The sequence below is a fragment of the Thermoactinomyces sp. DSM 45891 genome, assembly GCF_900119485.1.
Lineage (GTDB): Bacteria > Bacillota > Bacilli > Thermoactinomycetales > Thermoactinomycetaceae > Baia.
On record NZ_FPJZ01000002.1, the window covers coordinates 225,547 to 239,523 of the forward strand.

Sequence of the window (13,977 nt, forward strand, 5' to 3'; positions counted from 1 at the left end):
CCCTCCCTTCCGCCGTAACCGCTTATAAACAAAAAAACCTTTCCTCCTATTCTGTTCGCTTGATGAAGTCCTCAACCTCACGGAATAAAGCTTTTCGCTCCCGATCTAACGTAATAATATGACAAGACTTCTCAAACCAAGATATCATTTTATCTTCGGATTTGATATTTGCATAGATATAATCCGCACTCTCAGGACGAACCGTTTCATCGTTTCTAGATTGAACTACATAAGCAGGTATCTTCACTTCATGAAGCTTGCGCCTTACCTCACGGATCAGCTTTAGAAGCTGGGCGATGCTACCTAATGGAGTTCGAGTTACCGGAACCATTGCATTTTGAATCTGTGCGCTTCTCGCATTTCTCTTTTGTGACGTATGGTATAAGTTCCGAGCAAAAAAATGAACGATCTCCACATACTTCGACCGCTTATCCCGTATCCAAATAGGCGAACACATGGTAATCACTCCAGCTAGCGGACGATTCATAGCCAGTTTTAAAGCCAAGACTCCCCCCATAGATAGCCCAGCAGCATATATCTTTTCTACACCTGATTGTTTTAATTGATCGTAAGCATTTAGAACATCTTGAAACCAATCATGACGATCCGACTTTTGTAAATCCTCTGGAGTGGTACCATGCCCTGTTAAAAGAGGGGCACACACAGAATACCCTAACTCCTGAAAATACTGACCCATGGGTCGCATTTCGGATGCAGAACCTGTAAATCCATGGATAAGTAAAATCCCCGTTTTTCCACCTGGATAATAAAATGGCTCTGGAGAACGCTGAATCGTTTCCATCGTTGTCATCTTCCTCCATTTCCCGTAAACATATATCATTAGGATAACACAAAAATTTTTCCTTTAAACCTTATACACCATTACCCAGTACTTCTCTTCCAAATTACCTTCTTCCACCACTTTTCTCCAACCATGTTCTTGATAGAACTTCATTGCTTTATGATTTTTCGATACACATTTTAATCGTATCGGTTGTGTCATTTTTTCTATAGAAGCCTGAAGCAACTTAGTACCGACCCCTTTTCCGGAGAACTCGGGGTGGACAAATAGATTATGGATAAAGTTATCTGGTAAATACAATGAAGCAAATCCAAGAATGCTCTGATTCTCTTCTGCTACAATAATATGTTCTTCTAAAGTATGTTGGTCAAAATCCTCTAAAGTCATCTGTTCCACATCCGCCCAATAGAAGCTTTTACAACGGGATTCTAGATATAAGTGTCTTAATTCAGGGAAGTCATCCTTATTTGCTTCTCTAATCTTCAAACTCTCACTCTCACTTTCTTTAGTAAGTACTTCGTAAATCAGATACCACAAGCCGAGTAAACCCAGTCACAACTTTAAATATAGCATATAAATATTTCATAATAGTATAATTTTACATTTACTGTTTGCATAATCCGTTTCGAGGGAGGGAAAACGTGCGATCAAATATCTGTGGTAGGCCTCGGCCATGTCCTCCTTCTCCACCTCGTCTACGCCGGAACTTTCGATGGAAAGGTCGCTATATTGTTCACGATTTGGACATTAATGTACCTTTTACCTGGCATGCAAACAATGGCAATGTCCAGATGATTGCTGGCAGCGAAAATCACCGCATCCACTTTACAAATCTTATCTATAACAATCATCTATATACTTACACGTACAAGTGGCCCGGACTTCAACCCGAATTCTTGCCACCGCTAGAAAGGTGCGCTCCTCTATTCCGGTTTAGCATAAGAGACTTAAACACCTTTTTTGCTACATCCCAGTATGTAGGACCAGAGATCTTATTAGGGAAAACAAACCAGCATGTCCATCATTTTCGAGCTAGTGTTGTCGTACCAGAACTTCCCTCCGGATTCTATCCGCGTCTTCCCGTCTCGTCAGCTGATATCTATGTAGACCGAGCGGATTCTAGCAGGTTTGTACAAGTTCTCCACTTTGGTCTCCAGAATATTTACGACCCATCGCTCGATGAATGGATCATTGTCAACAAATTTTCCAATCGCCCGGGTAGAGTCATTCTTCCTCCTGTTTGTACCTGATATAGACGATATGTTTCTCTTTGATGAGTTGCCCCGAATTTGCCCCAGGAGGTCAGTTCATTTGTTTAAGGGACAACAACTGGACAACAAACACAACCTAAATTTGGGAAGCAACCTTTCCACTGCTTTTGACGAAACGAAAAAATCCTGCAACATCAACGTGTACAGGATTCTTTCTTGGTGCTGATGACAGGATTCGAACCTGCGACCCCTTCATTACGAGTGAAGTGCGCTACCAACTGTGCCACATCAGCGTATGGAATTTTTGACAACATCATCATTATAGTAAGGGGTATCTTGTCCTGTCAATATAAAAATGGCTCTGTTTGGTACAGAGCCATTTGCTTGTCTCACATAAAGTTGGTGGAGGCGAGCGGAGTTGAACCGCTGTCCGAAGACCTCGCTACATAAGCTTCTCCGAGTGCAGTCGTCATATTGGGTTGTTTCATCACTTGAACTGCCCAACGACAGGCCTTTCAAATGACTAGCTACTCATGTTTCGCCTTTTAGACAGTAGCCGTCTAAAACGCTAGCCTACTAAGTTATGAGACCCATCTACGCCACATAGGCGATGGAGCAGTGGATCCTAGTTGCAATTAAGCAGCTAGAGCAAAATTGTTTTGTTTGCCAGTTATAATTGGCGTCCGCGTGATTAACGAGAAACGCAGCCCCTCGACTCGCTACTTATGCTCGAACAATCCCCGTCGAATCCCATAAACGCCCCCATAATAGAAGAGTTTAGAGAATGATATTCTAACAAGTTTCATCTTACCATGTAAGAACATGTCTACTCAATACCAAATGATACCTACTGATTTTGTTCTTTTAAACGCCGTTGAATCTCACGCTGTGCATCGCGTTTAGCGGCAGTATGACGCTTATCGTACAACTTCTTACCCTTCGCTAACCCTAACTCGACTTTGGCAAAGCCACTACGTAGATGGACATTGAGCGGAATTAAGGTAAGACCCTTCATCTTCGTTTGTCCGATCAATTTGCTGATCTCTCGCTTGTGTAGTAGTAACTTGCGTGTACGTGTTGGATCCACATTAAAGCGATTCCCTTGCTCAAATGGACTAATATGCATCCCAACAATCCATACTTCTCCTCGATCTACACGAGCATAGGCGTCTTGTAGATTGACACGGCCTTGACGAATTGACTTAATCTCTGTACCAGTGAGTACAATGCCAGCTTCAAAAGTCTCTTCAATATGATAATCATGCGTTGCTTTTTTATTACGGGCAATTACTTTTGTTCCTTTGGAGCTCATTGTACCACCACCTAACAGAAAAAATATCGTATTTAACATTTTACCAGATTTCTACTTCTAACGTCAAATGTGAAAGTTAGCATTATTTTTAAAAAAGATCGCTCCACGTTGAAATGTATACCCGCCTTTTGGAGGATCGAAACCCAAGAGCAGGGTGGGAATCCCCGCTCTTATCAATTTTTTTATCGTTTTTTCTTTCTACGAGAGTCTTTTTTCGGTCCTTTAGATGCAAATGACTGATCTGGGCTCGTAGTACTAATTCTACCTTTTTTGGAATTTGAGCTTCTTTTTTCGGAACGCTTCGATTTTGGACCTCTATTACCAGTGGGTGATTTTGAATCGGATTTCGATTTTCGTTTTCCCTGGCTTTTACCGCGACGGCGATCCCCACGATCTCTTTCGCTCGGCTTTACTCTTTTCGTTTTTGACTTTTCTCGATGGAAAAAGCTCTCATCCAGTTCATGTTGGGTGATATGTTCCACTAATTCAAAGTCCACTTTTCGTTCTTCTAAGCTAGCTCCACTGACCCGAATTTTGATCGGATCTCCCATTCGGAATATATGCTTCGTACGTTCACCAATCAAGAGGTACGCACGTTCATGGAAGTTGTAGTAATCATCCGTAAGGTTACTAACATGAATCAAGCCTTCTACGGTATTAGGTAGCTCTACAAAAATCCCGAAATTCGTGATACTGCTAATGACGCCTTCAAACTCTTCCCCCACATGTTCCTTCATATACTCTGCCATTTTCAGCGCATTAGTCTCACGTTCTGCATCAACTGCTACACGTTCACGAATCGATGACTGCTGAGCTGCATCTGTTAAATAGGCTTGAAGGTGCTCAATTCGCTCTAGTGAGATATGTCCATTTTCCAATATCTCACGAATAACACGGTGAATGAGCAGGTCTGGATAACGACGGATTGGCGAAGTGAAGTGAGAGTAAAATGTTGCCGCTAAGCCAAAGTGTCCAACGGATTCAGTAGAGTATTTCGCTTGCTTCATCGAACGTAGCAAGATCGTACTAATCACCATCTCCTCAGGACTGCCTTCCACTCTACCCAGTAAGCTTTGAAGAGCTCTCGGCTTTACTTTATCTGCTTTGCCTTTAACGTTATAACCGAAATTGTTTACTAGCTCGTAAAATGACATTAACTTTTCTGGATCAGGATTTTCGTGAATCCGGTACACAAATGGGACTTCTAAACGGTAAAAGTGTTCCGCCACGGTCTCGTTGGCTGATAGCATGAATTCTTCAATTAATTGCTCAGCCGCAGTACGTGGTCGCTTGACAATATCGGTTGGCTTCCCTTGTTCATCCACCAAAATCTTCGCTTCCGTAAAGTTAAAATCAATCGCTCCACGGTTCATTCGTTTCTTCCGCAGTGTATCTGCTAAACTCGCCATCAAGCGGAAATCTTCAACTAAATGCTGATATTTCGCTATCAACTCTGGGTCTTCATCAATCACGATTTTCTTTACATCTCCATACGTCATCCGTTCATTGGTACAAATGACAGAGGCGTAAATATCATGATCCACAACATGACCTTCCGAGTTAATCTCCATATCACATGTCATCGTAAGCCGATCTACCTTTGGATTCAAACTACAAATCCCATTCGATAAGCGTTTTGGGAGCATCGGGATGACACGATCTACTAGATAGACGCTACATCCGCGTTCATACGCCTCTCGATCCAGCGCGCTTCCTTCTTTGACATAGTAGCTCACATCTGCAATGTGGACCCCCAAGCGAACATTACCATTAGAAAGACGCTCTACCGAAACAGCATCGTCCAAATCCTTCGCATCTTCTCCATCGATCGTAACCATAACACGCTCTCGCAAATCACGACGATGTTTGATTTCGTCTTCACTAATCCGATCTGGAACAAGCTCTGCTTCTTGCTCCACTGCCTCAGGAAACTGCTCTGGCAAACCATGCTTACGGATAATAGACAGAATATCAATCCCAGGAGCATCTTTATCTCCTAAAATCTCAATAATCTCTCCTTCGATCGTAAATTTATCCGAAGCCTTCGGAACGATCCGCACCACAACGATCTGACCATCCTGGGCATGCAGTTGCTTTTCAGATGGAACAAAGATATCTACATTCAGCCTTGATTCTTCGGGTATGACAACACCAAACAAAGGAGACGAGGCCTTAAAGCGACCTACAATTTTTTCTCGTCCACGTTTCAAAACATCGATAATAATACCTTCTGGACGACGATCCCCTTTTCGAGGCTTATTTAACCTAACTAATACGGTATCTCCATCAATCGCACCATTCGTATCACTACCATGAACGTAGATGTCGTTAATCTCTTCTGTTTTTGGAAGCACGAATCCAAATCCCTTGGCACTTCCCTGCAACTTCCCTACCACCATGTTGTAGTGCCTGGGGAGACCAAATTTCCCTCCACGTGTCTGGACAATCTCACCTTCCGCCTCCAGCTGGTTTAGTAAGGAGACAAACTCTGCTTTGTCCTCTCCTGATACCTGAAGTTTACGCATTAATTCCTCTGAACCAATTGGTTTATAGAGCGGATTTTTCAACATTTCTATTACTTGTTTTGCTGTGATCAAACTTTTAGCTCCTTTCAAAGCTACTTCCTTTTATCCAACCTATGGGATACATTTCAGAGGCTAAATTGATAACCATACGTGAGTAGAATACCCGTTTTTTGATTAAGCTACTTACATTTCAATCAATCCTCAGAACTCACATGATCTCGAAGCTCGCTCCCTGCACTGTTTTCCATGTATCCCTAGCATATCACAATTTTTTCCTTTCCAACCTACGTTAATCAATTCGAATGAGTAGCTTCTGTAATGCTGATAAACGATTTTCAAATAAAATTTCACCTAACTCCGTTGCAATCGATTGAACTCCATTCCATTTTGAATCATACCAATGATATGGAATCGCATTGTTGCTTAAAATGATGATTTCTGTATCATGATTCATATTCAATTCCCATCTCGAAAGGAAGCCGGATGGATGAATCCCCGAATAGCCAATACTCATCCCGTGAATAAATTGATAAAACCATCCACTGGCGATCAGTGACACATCCAACCATTTTTTACGCCGGAACGAAACAGTCTCCATTCTATTTTTGCTATCACGATTTAGAAGCTCACATCTTTTGTAGCATTGCAGAAAGTGATGCAGATCTTTGGTCGTAGAAATGATATCCCCACAACCATATCCGTTGTTAGAATTCCGCAGACTCTGCTTTTTTCCTTTTATATGTCCTTCAGCTAATAGTGACAAAGCTTCTCCTTCAAACCCAGAATCCTCCATACCCGCCGGAACAAATATCTTTTCTCTTACATAGTCACGATAAGGCATGTCAGTTACCTTCTCTAAAATCATGGCTAACAAAAAGGTATTGGTATCATTACAAGAAAACTTGCTTCCTGGTAAAAAGGACAGATTTTGATCTCGAACCTGTTTCCACATTTCATCCTTCACACACCCCACACTGGAGAGTTCACCTATCACATTTCGATAATCTACAACCCCAGAGGTATGGTTTAGTAAATGTTGAATTGTTACTTCACCTAAAGAAGAATCAGAAAAATATTTATCTAAAGAATCAGACAAGTATAGGCGATTTTGTTCCATTAATTGAAAGATCGCCAGAGAAGTGAACGTTTTCGTAAGCGATGCAATTGGAAAACGAGTACAAAGGGTATTCTGAATCTCTGTATTAAAATCGGACTTACCAAAGGCTTCATGAAAAACAATTTTCCCCTTCTTTGCTATCAACACCGTCCCTGAGAAATTGGGTCTTTTTTCCTGGAAATAGGAAACAAGTCTCTCCATCCTAATCCCCCTCATGTCGTAAATTTACTTGTATTTTCTTGTATTATATTCTAATTTAGAAAAATATTAAACTAATTTCGAATATAATAACGACAATTCATTCGACACAGAAGATCTAATCCAATATATTAAATTCCTTTCGATAGCGACCCATAATAATATTAAAATTATTTATAAAAAAAGTATGGTTTAAAATAAACTAAAAAGTTACTATATGGATGTTACCTTTTTTAAGTCTTACGGTAACGAACAAAAAAATGATCTCAAAGGAGAGTACATAACATGAAGATGTGGATTCGTTCTGCTTGCACTCTTATACTAATTTTGGTATTCCTTATAGGATGTCAAACTAAAGAAGCCGCAAATCCAGAAAAAGGGGGAGAAAATCCCACTTCGGTTCAATCGAAAAAAGAACTTACAACCGATGAACTTATCGCCAAAGTTGAAGAGAATAAAAAGGCACATACTTACCAGCTAGTAGTCAAAGGAGCATTGTCGCTATCAGGTAAGGAAGTACATTTTGAAGAAAGCTCCAAAGTCAAGGAAGTAGTCAACCCAAAAGCGACCCACCAAATAGGAACATCAAAATCGCTAGGATCAAGCGAGAAAGTAGAGTCCTATGAAAAAGACGGTTGGACCTACTCTTATATAGCCAACAAGAAAACCTGGATGAAAACAGAATCAGCTAAAGAAACAACAGATCCTTTTTCCAATATGGATAACTCTATTCAATCATTCAAAACTATGAAAGAAGCCATATCTTCTTCACATGAAGGAAGCCAATACAAAATTGTATTCGATATCTCAAAAGCAAAGAATCGTTCAGCGTTAGAAAAGGAACTAACAAGTAGCTTTACACAAGATACCGACCCTCAAATGAGAGCAGCATTTAAAGGAATAAAGCTTAAGAGCTACATCGTAACTTTCACATTTGATGACAAAACATTTGCTCAAACATCCTTAGAGGGTTCTTTAGAACTTACCACTGATAGCAAAACAAAGCCCACTTCGGTAAAAGCAATTGTTAAACAAAATCAGTTTGAACCATTCAATGGAACGATTACGATCCCAGCTGATGTAGTGAAAAAAGCCAAAAAGATATAAAAGAAGTAGGACATAAAAAAAGAACAAAGCCCTTATGCCTTGTTCTTTTTTTATTATTTCAGGAAGAAAGCAACTACAATTGCCATGATCATAAATAAAGTTGCGAAGATGGCTGTCAGTTTGCTTAGCAGGGCATCGATACCACGTGCTTTTGCTTTCCCCATTACTTGTTCAGCACCGCCACCAATTACACCCGATAGACCTGGGCTTTTACTGGACTGAAGCAAGACAACTACGATCAGCAAGACGCTAATAACTGCAAGGAATACTTTTGCAGCGAGTGCCATAATATGTGACCTCCCTTGCGCATAACTATCTAACTCTACTTTATCATAGAGTAGAACCTTGATCAATGAAGGAAAAAGAACTATAGTGTGGAATATAAAGAGATGCAAAATGGAGGGTTAACACCATGACTATGTTGCCCGATTGCCCTAAGTGCAATTCGAAATATACTTATGAAGATCGTGATCTTTTTGTATGCCCTGAGTGTGCTTACGAATGGAATGATGAGGGTCCAGACAGTCAGGAAACTAAGATCTATAAAGATGCCCATGGCAATACTTTAACGGAGGGCGATACCGTTACGGTGATTAAAGATTTAAAAGTAAAAGGAAGTTCGTCTGTTATCAAGATGGGAACCAGAGTAAAAAATATCCGTTTAATTGATGAAGATCATGATATTGATTGTAAAGTAGATGGTTTTGGAGCCATGAAGTTAAAGTCTCAATTTGTAAAAAAAATATAGCCTCTCCTTTCTCTATAAAAAAGCAATGCATAGGGCTTATCCCCCTGCATTGCTTTTTTCAGTTCTTCTCTTACTTGTTTCGCAAGTTGTAGAAAGCCATTAATCCAGGATATTGAGAAGTGTAAGCTAGTTCATCTTCGATCCGGATTAATTGATTGTATTTCGCTACACGATCTGTACGGGATGGGGCACCTGTTTTGATTTGACCGGCATCGGTTGCCACAGCGATATCGGCAATCGTGGTATCTTCCGATTCACCGGAACGATGGGAAATAACAGCTGTATAGCCAGCACGCTTTGCCATCTCGATAGCATCAAATGTTTCGGTAAGTGTACCGATCTGGTTTACTTTTACCAGGATGGAGTTCCCAATCCCTTTCGTGATTCCTTCGTATAAGCGTTCTGTGTTGGTTACGAAGAGATCGTCGCCGACTAATTGTACTTTGCCACCTAGACGTTCTGTGAGCAATTTCCAACCATCCCAATCGTCTTCAGCAAGACCGTCTTCAATGGAGATAATCGGATATTTAGAGATCAATTCTTCGTAGTAGTCTACCATCTCAGCGGAAGTGCGAGAAACGCCTTCTGCTTCAAAGTGGTATTTGCCATCTTTGTAGATCTCTGTCGCGGCAACATCAAGAGCAAGCTTGATTTCTTCGCCTATTTTATAACCAGCATGTCCAACGGCTTCAACGATGGTTCGAAGGGCTTCTTCGTTTGAGGAGAGGTTTGGTGCAAATCCACCTTCGTCGCCTACTGCTGTATTTAAGCCTTTTGATTTTAATACCGATTTCAAGCTGTGGAAGATTTCAGCGCCCATACGGACTGCTTCGGTAAAGGTAGGGGCTCCCACTGGCATTACCATAAACTCTTGGATATCCACATTGTTATCCGCGTGAGCTCCACCATTTAGGATGTTCATCATCGGAACAGGAAGTGCTTTTGCATTAAATCCACCTAGGTAGGTGTAGAGAGGAATACCTAGTGATTCCGCTGCTGCTCGGGCTACTGCCATGGACACACCCAAGATAGCGTTAGCTCCTAGTTTCCCTTTATTATGCGTACCGTCTAGTTGAATCATGAGTTGATCAATCTCAACTTGTTCCAATGCATCCATGCCCTCGACTGCTTCTGCGATGACGGTGTTGACATTTTCTACTGCTTGCTTAACACCTTTTCCCAGGTAGCGGCTTTTATCACCATCACGAAGCTCTACTGCTTCGTGAGCACCAGTTGATGCACCGGACGGAACGATGGCACGACCTACTGCGCCACCTTCTAATGTTACTTCTACTTCTACAGTTGGGTTACCTCGGGAATCAAGAACTTCGCGAGCATATACATCCATAATAATCGTCATCGTTGCATTCTCCTCTGATATACCTTATTTTGAATGAGAGACGTACCTGTCATCTCAGCTGGTTTCGATACTTGTAACAAATCTAAAAGGGTTGGAGTCAGATCCGCTAGGATGCCATCCTCACGTAGAGTTACTCCCTCTTTAGTAATAATGCAAGGAACTGGGTTGGTAGTATGGGCGGTAAAGGGCCGTTCGTTATCATCAATAACCATGTCGGCATTGCCGTGATCAGCCGTGATAATAGCTACTCCGCCCTTGGAGATAACGAGATCCACAATTTTACCTAGACACTCATCAACAGACTCCACTGCTTTTATCGTTGGCTCTAGCTTACCAGAGTGCCCAACCATATCAGGGTTGGCAAAGTTTAAGATGATCGTATCGTAGACATCTTTGTTTATGGCCTCAAGCAAGGAATCCGTCACTTCATAAGCACTCATCTCAGGCTTTAAATCGTACGTGGCTACATTAGGAGATTTGATCAAAATACGATCCTCGCCTGGGTATGGATCTTCGCGTCCACCACTAAAGAAGAAGGTGACGTGTGGGAATTTCTCTGTCTCCGCAATTCGTAGCTGTCGTAGGCCTTGTTGCGAAATTACTTCCCCATACGTGTTATCTAAGTTAGTTGACTTATATGCCACATAGCCACCTACTGTTTCACTAAAATGAGTGAGACACACATAATAGAGATCTTTCGGAGCACACTCCCCACGATCAAATCCACGGAAATCTCGATTGGTAAAAGCTAATGAAATTTGAATCGCACGATCGGGACGGAAGTTATAAAAGATAACAGAATCATGGTCTTGAATCGTACCGACTGGTTTCTGGTTCTCATCTACAATCACCGTTGGCATTACAAACTCATCATAGACCGATTTATGATAGGATTCCTCAACCGCTTTAATCGGATCGGTATAGGAAGGCCCTTCTCCGTATACCATCGCACGATACGATTTCTCCGTACGCTCCCACCGCTTATCACGATCCATAGCATAGTAACGACCTTGCACAGTCGCAATCTTTCCGACACCAAGCTCTTGGATCTTATCTTCTAGGCGCTTGATATAGGAGACAGCGCTATCAGGCGCCACATCCCTACCATCTAAAAACGCGTGAACGTACACTTCTTTCACTTGTTCTTTAGCTGCTAGTTCGAGCAATGCAAATAGGTGATCAATGTGACTATGAACGCCTCCGTCTGATAACAAGCCATACAAATGAAGGCGAGTATTATGCTCTTTTACGTGACGAATCGCCCCGAGGAAGGTTTCGTTTTCAAAAAAGCCCCCTTCGGAAATGGACTTCGTTACACGGGTCAGTTCTTGATAAACAACACGCCCTGCTCCAATATTTAAGTGTCCTACTTCCGAATTCCCCATCTGCCCATCAGGAAGCCCAACGGACAAGCCGCTTGCTCCTAAAGTGGTATGTGGGTATTGATCCCAATAACGATTAAAATTAGGTTTCTTTGCTTGAGCCACCGCATTGCCATGTTCCGAAGAACGTAAGCCAAATCCGTCTAAGATACATAATAATGCTGGTTTAGGATGGCTCATGCTTGGTCACCTGCTTTACTCGCTGCCTTCACAAGACCTGCAAATGACTCTGGACTTAATGCAGCACCCCCGACAAGAGCTCCATCGATATTCGGCTCTGCCATGTAAGTAGCAATATTTTCCGGCTTCACACTGCCACCATATTGAATCCGTACTTGCTCAGCAATCTCTGCACCAAACTCATGCGTCAACGTTTGACGGATGTAGGCAATCACTTCTTCCGCATCGTTTGCAGAGGAAGCCCGTCCTGTTCCAATCGCCCAAACAGGCTCATAAGCGAGAACCACCTTAGATAACTCATTCGAAGCGATTCCATTTAATGCTTTCTTCACTTGGGAAGCCACAACATCAAAAGTACGGCCACTTTCACGTTCTTGAATGGTTTCTCCTACACAGACGATCGGAGTGATTCCTAACTTTAGAGCCGCTACGGCTTTTTTGTTCACTTGTTCACACGTCTCCGCAAAGTATGTACGGCGTTCAGAATGACCTAAAATCACATAACCAACCCCGAGGTCTTGAAGCATATGAACACTTACTTCTCCTGTGTATGCCCCTTCTTTTTCCCAATGGGCATTTTGTGCTCCAAGTCCAATCGAACTACCTGCTAGTTTATTTTGCAGAGTAGGTAGAGTGAGAAACGGCGCGCAAATCACCGCTTCTACACCTTTGGGGAGTTGATTCGTTTGGATCGTTTCTATATATTGAACGGCTTCGTTAACCGTTTTATGCATTTTCCAATTTCCTGCTATGATTGGAGTGCGCATGAGCGTCATCACCTAACTTCTTTGTCATTTAAAACTGCTACACCAGGCAGTATCTTGCCTTCTAATAATTCTAGAGAGGCTCCTCCACCTGTAGAAATATGATCTACTTCGTCCGCAAGCCCTGCCTTCTCAATCGCAGCTGCGGAATCCCCACCACCCACGATGGATAATGCTTCCGATTCTGCGAGGGCCTTGGCAACGGTATTCGTCCCTTGAGCAAATTGATCAAATTCAAATACACCCATTGGCCCATTCCAAATGACGAGCTGAGATGAACGAATCACGTCGGCATACAACTCACATGTTTTCGGACCAATATCAAGGGCCTCTAAATCGGCTGGAATTTGATCAATATCCACTACTTTTACAATCGGCGGATGCGGGGAAAATTCATCGACTACCACAACATCGACAGGTAGATAGATGCGGACTCCTGCCTCCTCAGCTTGTCGTAGATACGAAGCAGCTAATTCAATCTTATCTTCCTCTAAAAGAGATTTTCCTATTTCCAGACCTTTTGCTTTGATGAAGGTATAAGCAAGTCCTCCACCAATAATTAAGTTATCCACTTTGGTCAATAAATTTTCAATGACACCAATTTTATCTTTAACCTTGGCTCCACCCACGATCGCGGTAAAGGGCCGTTTGGGAGTCTGAAGAGCACTACCTAATATCTCTAGCTCTTTTTGTAATAAGAACCCTGCCACTGCTGGAATATAATCAGCAATTCCCGCTGTAGAAGCGTGAGCACGATGAGAAGTGCCAAATGCATCATTTACAAATAAATCCGCTAGAGCGGCAAATTGACGAGATAGTTCAGCATCATTTTTTTCTTCGCGCGCATCAAAACGAACGTTTTCCAAGAGGAGAACGTCACCATTATGTAACCCTGCTACTTTTTCTGTGACTTCTGGACCAATCACTTCATTTGTCTTCGTCACTTCTTTACCTAATAGTTGGCTTAAACGCTCTGCCACAGCCGTTAAACGCATCTCTTCTACTATTTTTCCCTTTGGTCGTCCTAAGTGGCTTGCTAGAATCAACTTAGCCCCTTGATCCATCAGGTACTGAATCGTAGGTAGTGCTGCTCGAATCCGCGTATCGTCTGTAATCTTTCCTTGCTCCATCGGAACATTAAAGTCTACCCGACAAAACACTCGCTTTCCATGAACATCAACATCTTTGATGGATTTTTTGTTCAAGGATGCCCCTCCTTATTAAGAAGAAAGAGGAGAACGATTCTCCTCTTTCCAAATTCCCTACTCATT

Annotated in this window: 13 protein-coding genes, 1 tRNA gene and 1 other RNA gene; 3 read left to right on the forward strand and 12 right to left on the reverse strand. The window is 42.1% G+C overall.

Features of this window, described 5'->3' with window-relative positions:
- Positions 1-46: 46 nt before the first annotated feature.
- Both BT147_RS04185 and BT147_RS04190 read right to left on the reverse strand, forming a co-directional pair.
- Positions 47-802 carry an alpha/beta hydrolase gene (locus tag BT147_RS04185; protein ID WP_072331258.1) on the reverse strand — a complete coding sequence of 252 codons (756 nt, stop codon included), beginning with the start codon at positions 800-802 and terminating at the stop codon, positions 47-49.
- Between the two features lie 63 nt (positions 803-865).
- A complete protein-coding gene (locus BT147_RS04190; protein ID WP_072331260.1) occupies positions 866-1,288 on the reverse strand; it encodes a GNAT family N-acetyltransferase in 423 nt (140 codons plus the stop codon).
- 155 nt (positions 1,289-1,443) lie between these two features.
- Here BT147_RS04190 and BT147_RS04195 point away from each other — a divergent pair, with 155 nt between their 5' ends.
- On the forward strand, positions 1,444-2,052 hold the full coding sequence (locus BT147_RS04195; RefSeq protein ID WP_072331262.1) for a hypothetical protein: 609 nt from the start codon (positions 1,444-1,446) through the stop codon (positions 2,050-2,052).
- A 178-nt stretch (positions 2,053-2,230) separates the two neighbouring features.
- Here BT147_RS04195 and BT147_RS04200 read toward each other — a convergent pair.
- The 5 genes from BT147_RS04200 to BT147_RS04220 form a co-directional block, all read right to left on the reverse strand.
- Positions 2,231-2,306 (reverse strand) — tRNA-Thr (locus BT147_RS04200).
- Positions 2,307-2,413: 107 nt separating this feature from the next.
- Positions 2,414-2,777, reverse strand: a transfer-messenger RNA (tmRNA) gene (ssrA, locus tag BT147_RS04205).
- An 83-nt stretch (positions 2,778-2,860) separates the two neighbouring features.
- Entirely contained in the window at positions 2,861-3,325 is a 465-nt protein-coding gene (smpB, locus tag BT147_RS04210) for an SsrA-binding protein SmpB (protein ID WP_072331264.1), read from the reverse strand.
- A 182-nt stretch (positions 3,326-3,507) separates the two neighbouring features.
- Positions 3,508-5,922 carry a ribonuclease R gene (gene rnr, locus BT147_RS04215; protein ID WP_072331266.1) on the reverse strand — a complete coding sequence of 805 codons (2,415 nt, stop codon included), beginning with the start codon at positions 5,920-5,922 and terminating at the stop codon, positions 3,508-3,510.
- Between the two features lie 217 nt (positions 5,923-6,139).
- Positions 6,140-7,168: a serine hydrolase domain-containing protein gene (locus BT147_RS04220; protein ID WP_072331268.1), complete on the reverse strand. Its 1,029-nt coding sequence runs from the start codon at positions 7,166-7,168 to the stop codon at positions 6,140-6,142.
- A 288-nt stretch (positions 7,169-7,456) separates the two neighbouring features.
- On the opposite strand from BT147_RS04220, the gene BT147_RS04225 reads away from it, so the two are divergent.
- Complete coding sequence (locus tag BT147_RS04225; protein WP_143187912.1) at positions 7,457-8,272, forward strand: DUF6612 family protein; 816 nt, start codon at positions 7,457-7,459, stop codon at positions 8,270-8,272.
- Positions 8,273-8,325: 53 nt separating this feature from the next.
- On the opposite strand, the gene secG is transcribed toward BT147_RS04225, so the two are convergent.
- A complete protein-coding gene (gene secG / locus BT147_RS04230; protein ID WP_072331272.1) occupies positions 8,326-8,559 on the reverse strand; it encodes a preprotein translocase subunit SecG in 234 nt (77 codons plus the stop codon).
- A gap of 125 nt (positions 8,560-8,684) precedes the next feature.
- Here secG and BT147_RS04235 point away from each other — a divergent pair, with 125 nt between their 5' ends.
- Positions 8,685-9,020: a zinc ribbon domain-containing protein YjdM gene (locus BT147_RS04235; RefSeq protein WP_072331274.1), complete on the forward strand. Its 336-nt coding sequence runs from the start codon at positions 8,685-8,687 to the stop codon at positions 9,018-9,020.
- A 70-nt stretch (positions 9,021-9,090) separates the two neighbouring features.
- Here the strand turns inward: BT147_RS04235 and eno are convergent, their stop codons facing one another.
- From eno to BT147_RS04255, 4 genes are read right to left on the reverse strand one after another with little or no spacing between them, the layout of a single operon-like run.
- Entirely contained in the window at positions 9,091-10,380 is a 1,290-nt protein-coding gene (gene eno / locus BT147_RS04240) for a phosphopyruvate hydratase (protein WP_072331276.1), read from the reverse strand.
- Positions 10,377-11,942, reverse strand: a complete 1,566-nt coding sequence (gene gpmI, locus BT147_RS04245; protein ID WP_072331278.1) for a 2,3-bisphosphoglycerate-independent phosphoglycerate mutase — start codon at positions 11,940-11,942, stop codon at positions 10,377-10,379. Before gpmI ends, eno begins: the two co-directional genes overlap by 4 nt.
- Complete coding sequence (tpiA, locus tag BT147_RS04250) at positions 11,939-12,709, reverse strand: triose-phosphate isomerase (RefSeq protein WP_072331281.1); 771 nt, start codon at positions 12,707-12,709, stop codon at positions 11,939-11,941. Before tpiA ends, gpmI begins: the two co-directional genes overlap by 4 nt.
- Positions 12,710-12,717: 8 nt before the next feature.
- On the reverse strand, positions 12,718-13,911 hold the full coding sequence (locus BT147_RS04255; RefSeq protein WP_072331283.1) for a phosphoglycerate kinase: 1,194 nt from the start codon (positions 13,909-13,911) through the stop codon (positions 12,718-12,720).
- Positions 13,912-13,977: the final 66 nt, after the last annotated feature.